Origin of the sequence: Proteus sp. G2618 (genome assembly GCF_009915995.1) — a bacterium.
In the GTDB taxonomy this organism is placed as follows: domain Bacteria; phylum Pseudomonadota; class Gammaproteobacteria; order Enterobacterales; family Enterobacteriaceae; genus Proteus; species Proteus terrae.
In genome coordinates, this window is the sequence record NZ_JAABNI010000025.1 from 196,984 (window position 1) to 209,720 (window position 12,737).

11 protein-coding genes are annotated in these 12,737 nt (G+C 38.6%); 8 read left to right on the forward strand and 3 right to left on the reverse strand.

Annotation, left to right across the window (positions count from 1 at the left end; genetic code table 11):
* Positions 1-9: 9 nt before the first annotated feature.
* Positions 10-1,335, forward strand: coding sequence for a murein DD-endopeptidase MepM (gene mepM / locus GWJ01_RS15815; protein ID WP_099660353.1), 1,326 nt, complete (start codon positions 10-12; stop codon positions 1,333-1,335).
* A gap of 105 nt (positions 1,336-1,440) precedes the next feature.
* Positions 1,441-2,415: a lauroyl-Kdo(2)-lipid IV(A) myristoyltransferase gene (gene lpxM / locus GWJ01_RS15820; protein WP_109393834.1), complete on the forward strand. Its 975-nt coding sequence runs from the start codon at positions 1,441-1,443 to the stop codon at positions 2,413-2,415.
* An 85-nt stretch (positions 2,416-2,500) separates the two neighbouring features.
* Here the strand turns inward: lpxM and pyk are convergent, their stop codons facing one another.
* Together pyk and GWJ01_RS15830 are read right to left on the reverse strand one after the other, a co-directional pair.
* Positions 2,501-3,943 carry a pyruvate kinase gene (pyk, locus tag GWJ01_RS15825; RefSeq protein ID WP_161711285.1) on the reverse strand — a complete coding sequence of 481 codons (1,443 nt, stop codon included), beginning with the start codon at positions 3,941-3,943 and terminating at the stop codon, positions 2,501-2,503.
* Positions 3,944-4,173: 230 nt separating this feature from the next.
* Positions 4,174-5,016, reverse strand: coding sequence for a MurR/RpiR family transcriptional regulator (locus GWJ01_RS15830; RefSeq protein ID WP_109393833.1), 843 nt, complete (start codon positions 5,014-5,016; stop codon positions 4,174-4,176).
* A 351-nt stretch (positions 5,017-5,367) separates the two neighbouring features.
* Between GWJ01_RS15830 and zwf the strand changes: the two genes are divergently transcribed.
* The 4 genes from zwf to GWJ01_RS15850 all read left to right on the forward strand — a co-directional run bounded on the left by zwf (position 5,368) and on the right by GWJ01_RS15850 (position 9,504).
* Entirely contained in the window at positions 5,368-6,843 is a 1,476-nt protein-coding gene (gene zwf / locus GWJ01_RS15835; RefSeq protein ID WP_088495462.1) for a glucose-6-phosphate dehydrogenase, read from the forward strand.
* 574 nt (positions 6,844-7,417) lie between these two features.
* A complete protein-coding gene (gene mdtJ, locus GWJ01_RS15840) occupies positions 7,418-7,858 on the forward strand; it encodes a multidrug/spermidine efflux SMR transporter subunit MdtJ (RefSeq protein ID WP_075671146.1) in 441 nt (146 codons plus the stop codon).
* A 2-nt stretch (positions 7,859-7,860) separates the two neighbouring features.
* A complete protein-coding gene (gene mdtI, locus GWJ01_RS15845) occupies positions 7,861-8,193 on the forward strand; it encodes a multidrug/spermidine efflux SMR transporter subunit MdtI (protein WP_023582084.1) in 333 nt (110 codons plus the stop codon).
* Between the two features lie 438 nt (positions 8,194-8,631).
* Positions 8,632-9,504: an SDR family oxidoreductase gene (locus tag GWJ01_RS15850; RefSeq protein WP_227003166.1), complete on the forward strand. Its 873-nt coding sequence runs from the start codon at positions 8,632-8,634 to the stop codon at positions 9,502-9,504.
* A 19-nt stretch (positions 9,505-9,523) separates the two neighbouring features.
* Here the strand turns inward: GWJ01_RS15850 and GWJ01_RS15855 are convergent, their stop codons facing one another.
* On the reverse strand, positions 9,524-9,868 hold the full coding sequence (locus GWJ01_RS15855; protein WP_098942664.1) for a RidA family protein: 345 nt from the start codon (positions 9,866-9,868) through the stop codon (positions 9,524-9,526).
* Between the two features lie 85 nt (positions 9,869-9,953).
* Between GWJ01_RS15855 and GWJ01_RS15860 the strand changes: the two genes are divergently transcribed.
* Both GWJ01_RS15860 and tsaB read left to right on the forward strand, forming a co-directional pair.
* The gene (locus tag GWJ01_RS15860; protein WP_109402354.1) at positions 9,954-11,897 is read left to right on the forward strand and encodes an ATP-dependent DNA helicase; all 1,944 of its coding nucleotides are present in this window, start codon (positions 9,954-9,956) and stop codon (positions 11,895-11,897) included.
* 92 nt (positions 11,898-11,989) lie between these two features.
* On the forward strand, positions 11,990-12,691 hold the full coding sequence (gene tsaB, locus GWJ01_RS15865) for a tRNA (adenosine(37)-N6)-threonylcarbamoyltransferase complex dimerization subunit type 1 TsaB (RefSeq protein ID WP_109393831.1): 702 nt from the start codon (positions 11,990-11,992) through the stop codon (positions 12,689-12,691).
* Positions 12,692-12,737 lie beyond the last annotated feature (46 nt).

Consider the following 12,737-nt stretch of genomic DNA (forward strand, 5'->3'; position numbering starts at 1 on the left):
ATTAAGAACGTGCAGCAGAAGAAATCCATTGCACAGGTATATTTAAGTTTACCACTCCCACATAAGATCATGCTCGGTTCGTTAACTGCAGCAACACTGGCCGTCGCAATTTGGCGGCCAGTGGTTCTTCAAAATGAGCAAACCCGAGAAGTTCCTGTCAGTATCCAAATGCCACTTGCCAATCAAGGTGAAAATACGGATGACATTATCACTGATAGTAGTGATCAACTTACCGATGAAGGCTTAGTTGGTGCGGAAGATGGTACAGATACAAGTACTGCAGTTGCACAAGTCCCTCATACTTATATTGTCTCTAGTGGTGATTCATTAAGTTCAATATTGACTCAGTTTGGTATTGATTCTGCTGATATCGCAACTATCTCTAATCAAAATAAAGACCTTAGAAATCTTAAAATTGGGCAATCTATTAGTTGGGAGCTTGATGATAATGGGTTGCTAAAAGAGTTAAGTTGGGGTGTTTCTCGCCGTGAAACTCGTATTTATACCCGTACAGAAACGGGCTTTAAAGAGACTAAAGAGTTTCAAAAAGGTGAGTGGAAAAACAGTGTCACCACTGGTGTTATTCGTGGAAGTTTCTCTGTTAGTGCAACGAATGCAGGTTTAACTAATTCAGAAGCACGTGCAGTGACTAAAGCATTGCAATGGCAAGTAGACTTTAAAAAACTACAAAGTGGCGATCAATTTGCAGCACTCTTCTCTCGAGAAGTGCTTGATGGTCGTACAGAACAAAGTGAACTTATTGGTGTACGTTTACGCAGCGCTGGTAAAGACTACTACGCTTTCCTTGCTGAAGATGGTCGTTTTTATGATAGCCAAGCTGGTGGATTAGAACGTGGATTTATGCGATTCCCAACAGTGAAACAGTTTAGAGTTTCCTCCCAATTTAACCCTCGTCGTATTAATCCTGTTACAGGTCGTTTAGCTGCTCATAAAGGTGTCGACTTTGCTATGCCAGTAGGTACACCGGTATTAGCAACAGGGGATGGCGAAGTTATTGTGGCTAAATACAGCGGTGCCGCAGGTAACTTTATTGCTATTCGCCATGGTAGCCAATACACAACACGTTATATGCACTTACGCCAGTTACTTGTAAAACCTGGGCAACGTGTTAAGCGTGGAGATAGAATTGCGTTGTCAGGCAATACAGGACGTTCTACGGGGCCTCATTTGCACTATGAGTTGTGGATAAACCAACAAGCAGTTAATCCACTAACAGCCACATTACCTCGTGCTGATGGTTTAACAGGCAAAGATAAACAAGAATATCTTGCTAAAGTAAAAGAGATTAAGCCGCAATTAGTGCTAGCTGATTGACAATAAATATGATTTTAAAGACATAAAAGCGGATGGTTGATATCATCCGCTTTTGTTTTAATGTTTTTTACGCCTCTTTGGGGTATCAGTTCAGAGAGTTATCTGATGAATAAAGAAAAAGATACAGATAGCAAAGCGGGTTATGTACCTACTTTTCACCGTGCATATTTGCATCCTCGTCATTGGGGAACATGGTTAGGTGCAGGTGTATTAAGTGCATTAGCTTATATGCCAGTAAAATGGCGTGATCCATTTCTTGCTTCTATTGGTCGCTTTGTTGGACGTAAAGCGAAAAGCGCAAGACGTCGTGCAGATATCAACTTGAGATACTGTTTTCCAACATGGAATAAAACACAACGTGAAACAGTTCTTGATAATATGTTTGAAACTGCGCCTCAATCCTTTGTGATGTTAGCAGAGCTTTGTTTAAGAGGCCCTGAGCGTATATTAAAGCGCACATCTTGGCAGGGACTAGAAATTATTGAGCGTTTTAAAGAGCAAGGTCGTAATGTCATTTTTATGGTGCCTCATGGATGGGCGGTTGATATTCCTGCAATGCTGTTAGCATCAACAGGTCAGAAAATGGCTGCGATGTTCCATCATCAAAAAGATCCCGTTGCTGATTATTTATGGAATAAAGCACGTCATCATTTTGATGGTCGATTACATTCACGCGAAGCAGGTATTAAGCCTTTTATTTCTTCTGTGCGACAAGGTTACTGGGGCTATTATCTGCCAGATCAAGATCATGGTGCAGAGCATAGTCAATTTGTGGATTTTTTCGGTACTTATAAAGCGACATTACCCGCGATTGGACGGTTAATGAAAGTATGCCGAGCGGCTATTGTGCCGTTGTTCCCAGTGTATTGTCATAAAACACATCAGCTTAGTATTATTGTTCGTGAACCAATGGATGATATTGAAGATAAAGATGATGCGTACATTGCGCGTAGAATGAATGAAGAGTTAGAAGCACTAGTGACACCAACACCAGAGCAATATACGTGGATCTTAAAATTATTGAAGACACGTAAAGAGGGCGAAATAGAGCCTTACGCTCGTGAGAATATTTTGGATTAGTCCTTGCACGAAAAAGAAGTAAATTAAAAATAAAACGGGCACTTAATAAAGTGCCCGTTTTGTTATTAAGGTTTAGGATTCTGTATTATTCAACCGTCAGAATACGGCATGTATTGGTGCTACCCACAGTGCCCATTTGGTCACCTTGAGTGACTAACACTAAATCACCAGAAACCAAGAAACCTTTATCACGTAAACGACCAATAGCCTCATTAGCAGCTGCAATACCATCAGTGTGAGTACTGCAATAAACAGGCGTTACGCCACGATAAAGTGCGGTTTGATTCAATGTTTTCTCATGACGAGACATTGAGAAAATCGGTAAACCTGTACTGATACGAGACATCATGCGTGCAGTACGACCGGATTCAGTCATCGCAATAATCGCATTAACGCCTTTCATGTGGTTAGCTGCATACATTGTAGACATCGCAATAGCTTCTTCCACTGTATCAAAAACCATATCTAAACGGTGCTTAGAAACATTGGCGGCTGGCATTTTTTCGGCACCTAAGCAGACCTGCGCCATTGAAGCGACCGTTTCTGCTGGATATTGTCCTGCTGCGGTTTCTGCTGAAAGCATAACAGCATCAGTGCCATCTAATACGGCGTTAGCAACGTCCATTACTTCAGCACGAGTTGGCATTGGATTTGTTATCATTGACTCCATCATTTGAGTAGCAGTGATAACGACACGATTAAGCTGACGAGCACGACGAATTAATTTTTTCTGTACACCCACCAACTCAGGATCACCAATTTCAACACCTAAATCGCCACGAGCAACCATCACCACATCAGAAGCAAGAATAATTTCATCAATGATTTCATCATTAGCAACTGCTTCAGCACGTTCTACTTTAGAAACGATTTGGCATTCACAGCCTGCATCACGGGCTAAACGGCGAGCAAGGTTAAGATCTTCACCTGTTCTTGGGAATGAAACGGCAAGGTAATCAACACCGATTTTTGCCGCAGTGATAATATCTTGCTTATCTTTTTCTGTTAATGCATCAGCAGAGAGGCCTCCACCAAGCTTATTAATGCCTTTATTGTTAGATAAAGGACCACCAACCGTCACTTCAGTAAAGACTTTTAAACCCTCAACTTTGAGGACTTTTAACTGAACTCGACCATCATCAAGAAGTAAAATATCGCCTGGAACCACGTCGGCAGGTAAGCTTTTATAATCGATACCTACTTGATTTTGGTTGCCTTCGCCTTTTTCAAGCGCTGCATCAAGTAAGAATTTATCACCGACATTCAGGAAAACTTTTCCGTCTTTAAAGGTAGATACACGGATTTTAGGGCCTTGTAAATCCCCGAGAATAGCAACATGGCGACCTAATCTTGCGGCAATTTCACGCGTACGATTAGCGCGAGCAAGATGATCTTCCGCAGAACCATGAGAGAAATTTAATCGAACAACATTTGCGCCAGCAATAATAATTTTTTCTAAGTTATTATCACGATCTGTTGCTGGGCCTAAGGTGGTAACAATTTTTGTTCTTCTGAGCCGTCTGGACATGTATTACTCCGTTGACCTTGAACGAAAGGTGTTGGCAATTGGATAAAACAGAAATCAGACTGTGTTTTATCCAATATGTTAATTGAAACGCTTCAAGCTAATTGCAACATACACTACAGTTTTCATAATTTGCAGAGTTAGCTCGCAGATATGCTACCATTTTTCAAAAACTTATCTAGTCAGGGGCACAATCGTAAGTGTGACAATACTAACAGAATAATTAAAAACGGTTACTTATCAAACCGTGAATCACGTAAAGCTTCTTTGACGCGCTTCAAGTTATCTCTGAATTTTGGTCCTCGACGTAAAATAAATCCTGTTGTAAGAACATCAATAATAGTGAGTTGTGCAAGGCGGGAGATCATCGGCATGTAGATATCAGTATCTTCAGGCACATCAAGCAAGATGGGAAGGGTAGCTTCAGAGGCTAAAAGAGAATTCGGAGTTGTAATGGCAATAACGGCTGCATCGTTTTCGCGTGCGATCTTAGCAATTTCAACTAAATTTTTAGTACGCCCTGTATGAGAAATAATAACAACTACATCGCCATCACTACTATTTATACAACTCATACGTTGCATAACAACATCATCAAAATAAGTGACAGGAATATTAAAACGAGAAAATTTATTCATGGCATCGTGAGCAACAGCGGCTGATGCACCTAAACCAAAAAAAGAGATTTTTTTAGCTTGTGTCAAAATATCAACTGCACGATTGATAGCAGCGATATCAATATTATTTTTAACGTTTTCTAGTCCTGCCATTGCGGACTCAAAAATTTTATTGGTATAAGAAGAGACAGTATCGGAATCATCAATATTACGATTTACATAAGGCGTGCCGTTGGCAATGCTTTGTGCTAATTGTAATTTGAAATCAGGAAATCCTTTTGTTGCCATACGTCGGCAAAATCGATTAACAGTGGGTTCACTGACATCAGCCGTTTTAGCCATTAAGGCAATACTTGAATGGATAACTGTTTGTGGCGCAGTTAAAACAGCCTCTGCGACTTTTTTTTCTGATTTACTCAAGATGTCCAGATTAGACTGAACCCTTTCCAATATATTCATTAAATATACAGATCCTTGGCTTTGCCAATTTCAATAAAAGGAGAAATCTATAACGGTTTTATGAAAATATACTACGCAAAGAACAAGGCTTGCAGTGTAAACCATCGGTAAACAGGGCTTTTTTCGTTAAAGTATGACGTGTGTCTAACTTTCAAAGCTGAAAACAAGAAACAAAACTGTAGTAAAGTTACAAGAAAGGATAAAACACTAGGCATAAAATGAAGCATTATAATATGTGTGGTAAGTTAGAGACTAAAATGTGCAAGTGTATTTACTGAATACATCCAAAAGAGTACATTAATACAAAATTCTGTAACAAAATTACAAAATCTCATCATGAGGAGACGTTCTATGGCAGCGATATCGACTGCTCAGGCCTGTGATCTGGTTATCTTCGGTACGAAAGGGGATCTAGCACGCCGTAAGCTCATTCCATCATTATATCAATTGGAAAAAGCAGGATATATTCACCCTGACTCTCGCATTATTGGTGTCGGTCGTGCTGATTGGGATGTTGAGGCATATAAAAATGTCGCTCATGAAGCGTTAAAAACCTTTTTAAAAGAAGAAATTAATCCTGAAATTTGGCAACGCTTAAGTGATCGCTTAGATTTTTGTAATCTTGATGTTAATGAAACCGACCATTTCATTGAGTTATCAAAGCATCTAAAACAAGATAAATTACCGGCTATTTATTACTTTGCTATGCCTCCAAGCACCTTTAGTGCAATGTGTCAGGGATTAGGGCATGCAAAATTAAATAAAGAGCCTAATCGTGTCGTAATGGAAAAACCATTAGGGACAGATTTAGCGTCTTCAGTTTCTATTAACGATAGTGTGGCGAAATACTTTAAAGAGACACAAATTTATCGTATTGACCACTATTTAGGTAAAGAAACCGTTTTAAACCTATTAGCACTGCGCTTCGCAAACTCATTATTTGTCAACAACTGGGACAATAAAACGATTGATCATGTCCAAATTACGGTTGCAGAAGAAGTGGGTATTGAAGGGCGTTGGGGATACTTTGATCAAGCTGGTCAAATGCGTGATATGGTGCAAAACCATCTATTACAAATTCTGACTATGATAGCGATGTCACCCCCCGCTGATTTAACGGCTGACAGTATTCGCCAAGAAAAAGTGAAAGTCTTACGTTCATTACGCCGTATTGATAACACCAATATTCGCGAAAAAACGGTTCGTGGACAATATACTGGTGGTTTTGTACAAGGCAAAAAAGTACCTGGTTATCTTGATGAAGAAGGTGCGAATAAAACCAGTAATACAGAAACATTTGTGGCAATCCGCGCTGATATTGACAACTGGCGTTGGGCAGGTGTTCCGTTCTATCTAAGAACAGGTAAACGCCTACCAAGTAAATGTTCAGAAGTTGTAGTTTATTTTAAAAAGCCTGCGCTGAATATCTTCAGTGAGACTTATCAAGAGTTACCACAAAATAAGCTGACTATTCGTCTACAGCCAGATGAAGGTATCGATATTGAAGTGCTAAATAAAGCGCCGGGACTCGATCATAAACACCGTTTACAAACAACCAAGCTGGACTTGAGTTTCTCTGAAACATTCAATCAAACGCATTTAGCGGATGCTTACGAGCGTTTATTATTAGAAGCCATGCGCGGTATCCAAGCGTTATTCGTGCGTCGTGACGAAGTGGAAGAAGCATGGAAATGGGTTGATTCAATTATCAATGCATGGGAATGCGATAATGAGCTACCTAAACCATATCAAGCAGGCACTTGGGGACCAGTGGCATCTGTTGCAATGATCACGCGTGATGGTCGTTCTTGGAATGAAATTGAATAATTGATTTTAATTATCCATTCTAAAGAAAAAATACCCAGCAATGCTGGGTGTTTTTTTATCAACTAAATACCTTTAAGCATAATTACAACAATTTAGATGAATAAAACTACTGAAGGATAGTAAAACCACTGATTAACTATGCAATCTGATTTTGGTTAGAAACTAAAACTTAAATGAAACCAATCAATTAAAAAAAATATTTTGCTGAAAGGCATTGCTTTAAATAATTCGGCATGATAGAAATATCATGTAACATTTAACCATCTTATATGAGGGTTCGGAGTATATCGTGCGGATGGTCTGTGCGATGAAAGAATAAATAATCATGACTAGCGCCAAAAGCGTCAAAGTTAAACGTTCTACTTATAAGTTATTCCTTTCTGCTATTTTATCCAGCGAACACTACTGGTGTGGCGCATTATAGAAACCTCTCATCTTAATTCCTGAGTTATCAGGAAACGACGTTGCCTTAACGTTCGGCTACTATTGTCGCCAGAAAGACTATCTACATATTCTCTATCTTCTGCGCAAGAAACGTTTTGGCGTATTTCTAATGTGTATGAGAGATGAAAAAATGATTTATTGGATATTTTTAGCATTAGCTATTGTTTGTGAAGTTATCGGTACTTTATCTATGAAGTACGCCAGTGTCAGCGGTGGTTACACCGGTATGATTGTGATGTGGTTAATGATTGCCACTTCCTATATCTTTTTAGCCATAGCCGTTAAGAAAGTGGCATTAGGTGTAGCATATGCACTGTGGGAAGGTATTGGAATTGTCATTATTACGACATTCAGCGTTCTATGGTTTGGGGAATCACTATCACCATTAAAGTTAGGTGGTCTAGCAATGTTAATTGCAGGGATCACGCTTATCAAATCAGGTACTAAAAAATCGGCTGTTGCTAAGAAAACAACAGAATCGGTAAAAAGTATTGCCGGTAAAGCTAAGCATGTTGCCAGTGCTGTAAAAGGAGCGAATAAGCCAATTCCTGCCAATATTAAGGAGGCTTAATTATGTTAGCTCAATTTGAATGGTGGCACGGTGCATTTTTAATACTTGCTGTAGTGCTCGAGATCGTCGCGAATATATTCTTAAAAATGTCGAACGGCTTTAGTCGAATGGGATTAGGGATATTATCACTGTTTTGTGTGTTAGGTGCTTTTAGTGCACTGGCAATGGCTGTTAAAGGGATAGAACTTTCGGTAGCTTATGCACTTTGGGGAGCATTCGGAATTATTGCAACTATCGCTGCCGGTTGGATTTTATTTAATCAAAGACTCAATTATAAAGGATGGGGTGGAATTATATTATTACTGGTTGGTATGGTAATGATTAAATTTGCTTAAATCTCAGTAAGTTAATAAGTACCATTTTGGTAAAAATAGAAATTTAATAATCACAGCAAGAATAAATTATATTAAAAAAGCTGAATTCATCTGAACTCAGCTTTTTTGTATCTACTGTTTAATCTCTTTAGAGCGATATAAATTAAATTTAATTTTTGCTTCATTGTCCTAAAAGTTATTTTATATACAAACCGATTACGATATAAAACATAATGACAATAAATTTAAATAGTAGAAAAAGGTATCTAAAATTGCAGACTGATAGTCTGTTGACATTTCAAAGGTTATAAGTTGAGATCAAAACAGCAGTAAAATTAAAATATTCTTTATATCTTTAATAATAGTGAATGTGCAGAGTTTTTATGGAAAAACACTATTGTTATTATTTTCTTATTGATGTTATTTTTTACTGATAACATGGAAAAAATAGGAATAAAGATGAAACGGATATTAGTTGCAGGTGCAACAGGTTATTTAGGGCGATTTCTTGTACAAGCATTAAAAACACAAGGCTATTGGGTGCGTGTTTTAGTCAGAAGTCGCTCGCAAGCAACACTGTTTACTGATGTTGATGATATTTTTATTGGTCAAATAACAAAGCCTGAGCAATTAACAAATAGTACAAAAGATATTGATTGTGTTATTTCCACAGTAGGGATCACTCGACAAAAAGAGGGGTTAACCTATATGGATGTTGATTATCAAGCTAATCTAAATTTGTTAAATGAATCAACAAAATCATCAGTTAAACAGTTTATTTATATTTCGGCGATTGATGGCGATAAATATCGTCAGTTAAAGATCTTTGAAGCTAAAGAACGGTTTGTTGATAAGTTAAAACAATCTAAATTGCCTTATTGTATTATTCGACCTAATGGCTATTTCAGTGATATGGGGGATTTTTTGCAAATGGCTTCTACAGGAAAAATCTATTTATTTGGTTCTGGAGAACAGCAAATAAATCCTATTTCTGGAAAAGATCTAGCCGAATTTGTGATTAAAATGATAGGGCATGATACGAAAGAAATTTCTGTGGGTGGACCTGATATTTTGTCATTAAATCAAATTGCTGAACTTGCAAGTATGGCATTAAATAAAAAAATAAAAATCATCCACTTACCTGATGCATTAAGAAAAATGACTATTTTTATATTACGTCATTTTACTTCTCAAAAATTTTATGGGCCTTTTGAGTTTTTCTTAACATTTATGGGTAAGAGTCATATTGGTGAAGTATATGGTAATGAGCATTTGTCAGAATACTATCTTGATTTAGCCAATAAAGTTAATTTAAAAAATAAGCACCTTTAAAGGTGCTCATTAAATATTTTTACATTGCCGCAATAATCTTAATTTCAACTTTATATTCAGGGTGCATTAATTGTGCTTGCACAGTACAACGCACAGGTGCGCTACCTTTGGCAACCCATGCATCCCACGCTTTATTCATACCTTCAAAATCGGCTTTATCAGCTAAAAAGATTGTCGCATCAAGAATTTTAGTTTTATCAGAACCTACACGTTGTAACAAAACGTCAATTGCCGCTAATGTGTCTGCTGTTTGTTCAATAATATCGCCTGATAAGTTTTCTGGTACGGCAGTGTAATAAATGGTGTCGTTATGAATAACGGCTTCAGACCAGCGATCTTCAGGGTCGATACGTTTAATTGTCATTATGAGTTCTCCTTTGTATTAACGGCATAGGTGGTACTTTTGGTTATCCACTGGCATAATTTACGTCTTATTTTATAAAAAGAGTATGCCTGTGTCAGACGATTTTGCAGAAAACGGGATTTTAACCCGAACTATTCCAGGATTTCATCCCCGTGAAGCTCAACGACAAATGGCGAAATCAATAACGGAAACTATTGATAAGCAAGGTGTACTTATTGCTGAAGCGGGTACAGGTACTGGAAAAACGTATGCCTATCTTGTACCTGCATTGCGTTCGGGTAAAAAAACTATTATCTCAACAGGCTCTAAAGCCTTGCAAGATCAATTATATAGTCGAGATTTACCTACGATCATTGAAGCGATTAATTATGATGGTAATACGGCGTTATTAAAAGGGCGCTCTAACTATCTCTGTTTAGAACGACTTGATCAGCAAATGCTCAGTGGTGGTGATCTGGAAGCTGAAGTTTTGTCTGACGTCATGTATGTGCGCCAATGGTCAACACAAACAGAAGATGGTGACGTTAGCCGTTGTCATAGTGTTGCTGAAGATAGTCGAGTTTGGCCTTTAGTCACCAGCACTAACGATAACTGCTTGGGGAGTGATTGCCCTCGTTATAAAGAGTGCTATGTTTTAAGCGCACGTAAAAAAGCAATGGATGCGGATGTCGTGGTGGTTAATCACCATTTATTTATGGCGGATACTGTCGTTAAAGATACCGGTTTTGGTGAGCTAATTCCGGAAGCTGAAATTATGATCTTTGATGAAGCTCATCAAATTCCAGATATTGCTAGCCATTATTTTGGCCAACAACTTACCAGTAGACAGTTGTTTGATCTCGCCAGAGATATGACCGTTGCTTATCGCACAGAAGTGAGAGACCAAGTTCAGTTACAAAAAAGTGCTGATAGATTAACGCAAATGGTGATGGATTTTCGCCTAGCGTTAGGGGAGACAGGTTATCGAGGAAACTTACGTGAGCTATTGCAAGGTGGTGAAACAAAACGTTTTCTAACGTTACTGGATGATGCCTTAGAACTGAGTTATGACGTAATGAAACTCTCGTTAGGGCGAAGCCAATTACTTGATAGTGCTTTTGAACGTGCCACAGTTTACCGCAATCGCTTAAAACGCCTGATTGATACCACAATTCCGGGTTATAGTTATTGGTTTGAAAGTTATGGTCGCCATTTCTTATTAGCTATCACACCACTATCTGTTGCGGATAAATTTCGCGAATTAATCAAATCGCATAAAAGCAGTTGGATATTTACCTCAGCAACACTTTCTGTAAATGAGCAGATGTCTTATTACACAGATAGATTGGGCTTAGAAAATGCGACAACCCTGATCCTAAACAGCCCATTTGATTATCAACATCAAACATTACTCTGTGTGCCACGTTATCTGCCACCATTAAATCAGCCTTATACGGCGAAACGTTTAGCCACTATGCTAACGCCAGTTATTTTAAAAAACCAAGGTCGCTGTTTTTTCCTCTGTACCTCACATGCAATGATGCGTGGACTTGCTGAAGAGTTTAAAGCCAATTTGCCATTACCTGTATTGATGCAAGGTGAAATGAGTAAGACGCAATTACTGCAAAAATTTATTTCATCAGGAAATGCGCTTTTAGTTGCGACCCAAAGTTTTTGGGAAGGTGTTGACGTGCGTGGCGATACGTTGTCTTGCGTGATTATTGACAAATTACCATTTACAGCACCTGATGATCCTTTATTAAGAGCACGCATTGAAGATTGTGAATTGCGAGGCGGAGATGCTTTTAGAGACGTCCAAATTCCTGATGCTGTTATTAGTTTAAAACAAGGTGTCGGGCGATTAATTCGTGATGTACACGATTATGGTGCAATTATAGTTTGTGATGATAGGTTAGTTTCTCGTGCTTATGGTGAAGTTTTTTTAAGTAGTTTGCCTCCATCACCTCGCACGCGTTCACTCGAAAAAACAATGAAATTTTTGAGCCAACGCGCACAGCAGAATGAAATACAAGAAATATCGGATTCATAATAGCGATTGCACAGAATGTGTGTTTATTCTGTTGAACACTATTATGATATTATTCTTCCTCTTTTAATTATCGAATTTGCCGGAGTTATGGCGTGTCACTGCGAATTTTAGCAATTGATACTGCAACAGAATCTTGTTCAGTTGCAGTTTGGAATGAAGGCGTTGTTGCTTCACGTTTTGAAATCTCACCTCGTGAACATACACAAAAGATTTTGCCTATGGTGAAAAGCGCCTTAGAAGAAGCAAACATCACATTGCAATCATTAGATGCACTTGCTTTTGGACGAGGTCCCGGAAGTTTTACAGGTGTTCGTATTGGTGTAGGTGTTGCGCAAGGTATCGCGCTAGGTGCAGGGTTACCAATGGTTGGTATTTCATCACTTGCCACAATGGCTGAAGGTGTCTTTAGAACAACGGGCATCAAACAAGTTCTTGTGGCAATAGATGCGCGTATGGGTGAAATTTATTGCGCTCAATATCAGCGTAATGATGCAGGTATTTGGATAGGCGAAGACACTGAAGCTGTGATGAAACCTGAGCAATTTATTGAAGCATTACAATTAACAACAGGAACATGGGCGATGGCAGGTACAGGATGGCAAGCTTATCCTGATTTAAAAGAGGCACTGCCTTTTACTGTCGTTGAAACTGAGATTACGCTTCCTGCTGCACAAGATATGTTACCTCTCGCTGTAACCGCTTGGCATGAAGGTAAAGCAACGAAAGTTGAAGACGCCGAGCCAGTTTATTTACGTAATGAAGTGACATGGAAAAAACTGCCTGGCCGTGAATAGATTTAGAAGTATCTATTAGATGCGGAAGAGTGAAGCTATAATATTA

Bases quoted from the DNA above. Each gene is read 5' to 3' on its own strand.
- GWJ01_RS15850 (WP_227003166.1), top strand. From the start codon at position 8,632: ATGAAACGGATATTAGTTGCAGGTGCAACAGGTTATTTAGGGCGATTT.
- mdtI (WP_023582084.1), top strand. From the start codon at position 7,861: ATGTTAGCTCAATTTGAATGGTGGCACGGTGCATTTTTAATACTTGCT.
- lpxM (WP_109393834.1), top strand. From the start codon at position 1,441: ATGAATAAAGAAAAAGATACAGATAGCAAAGCGGGTTATGTACCTACT.
- GWJ01_RS15830 (WP_109393833.1), bottom strand. From the start codon at position 5,016: ATGAATATATTGGAAAGGGTTCAGTCTAATCTGGACATCTTGAGTAAA.
- GWJ01_RS15860 (WP_109402354.1), top strand. From the start codon at position 9,954: ATGCCTGTGTCAGACGATTTTGCAGAAAACGGGATTTTAACCCGAACT.
- mdtJ (WP_075671146.1), top strand. From the start codon at position 7,418: ATGATTTATTGGATATTTTTAGCATTAGCTATTGTTTGTGAAGTTATC.
- pyk (WP_161711285.1), bottom strand. From the start codon at position 3,943: ATGTCCAGACGGCTCAGAAGAACAAAAATTGTTACCACCTTAGGCCCA.
- GWJ01_RS15855 (WP_098942664.1), bottom strand. From the start codon at position 9,868: ATGACAATTAAACGTATCGACCCTGAAGATCGCTGGTCTGAAGCCGTT.
- zwf (WP_088495462.1), top strand. From the start codon at position 5,368: ATGGCAGCGATATCGACTGCTCAGGCCTGTGATCTGGTTATCTTCGGT.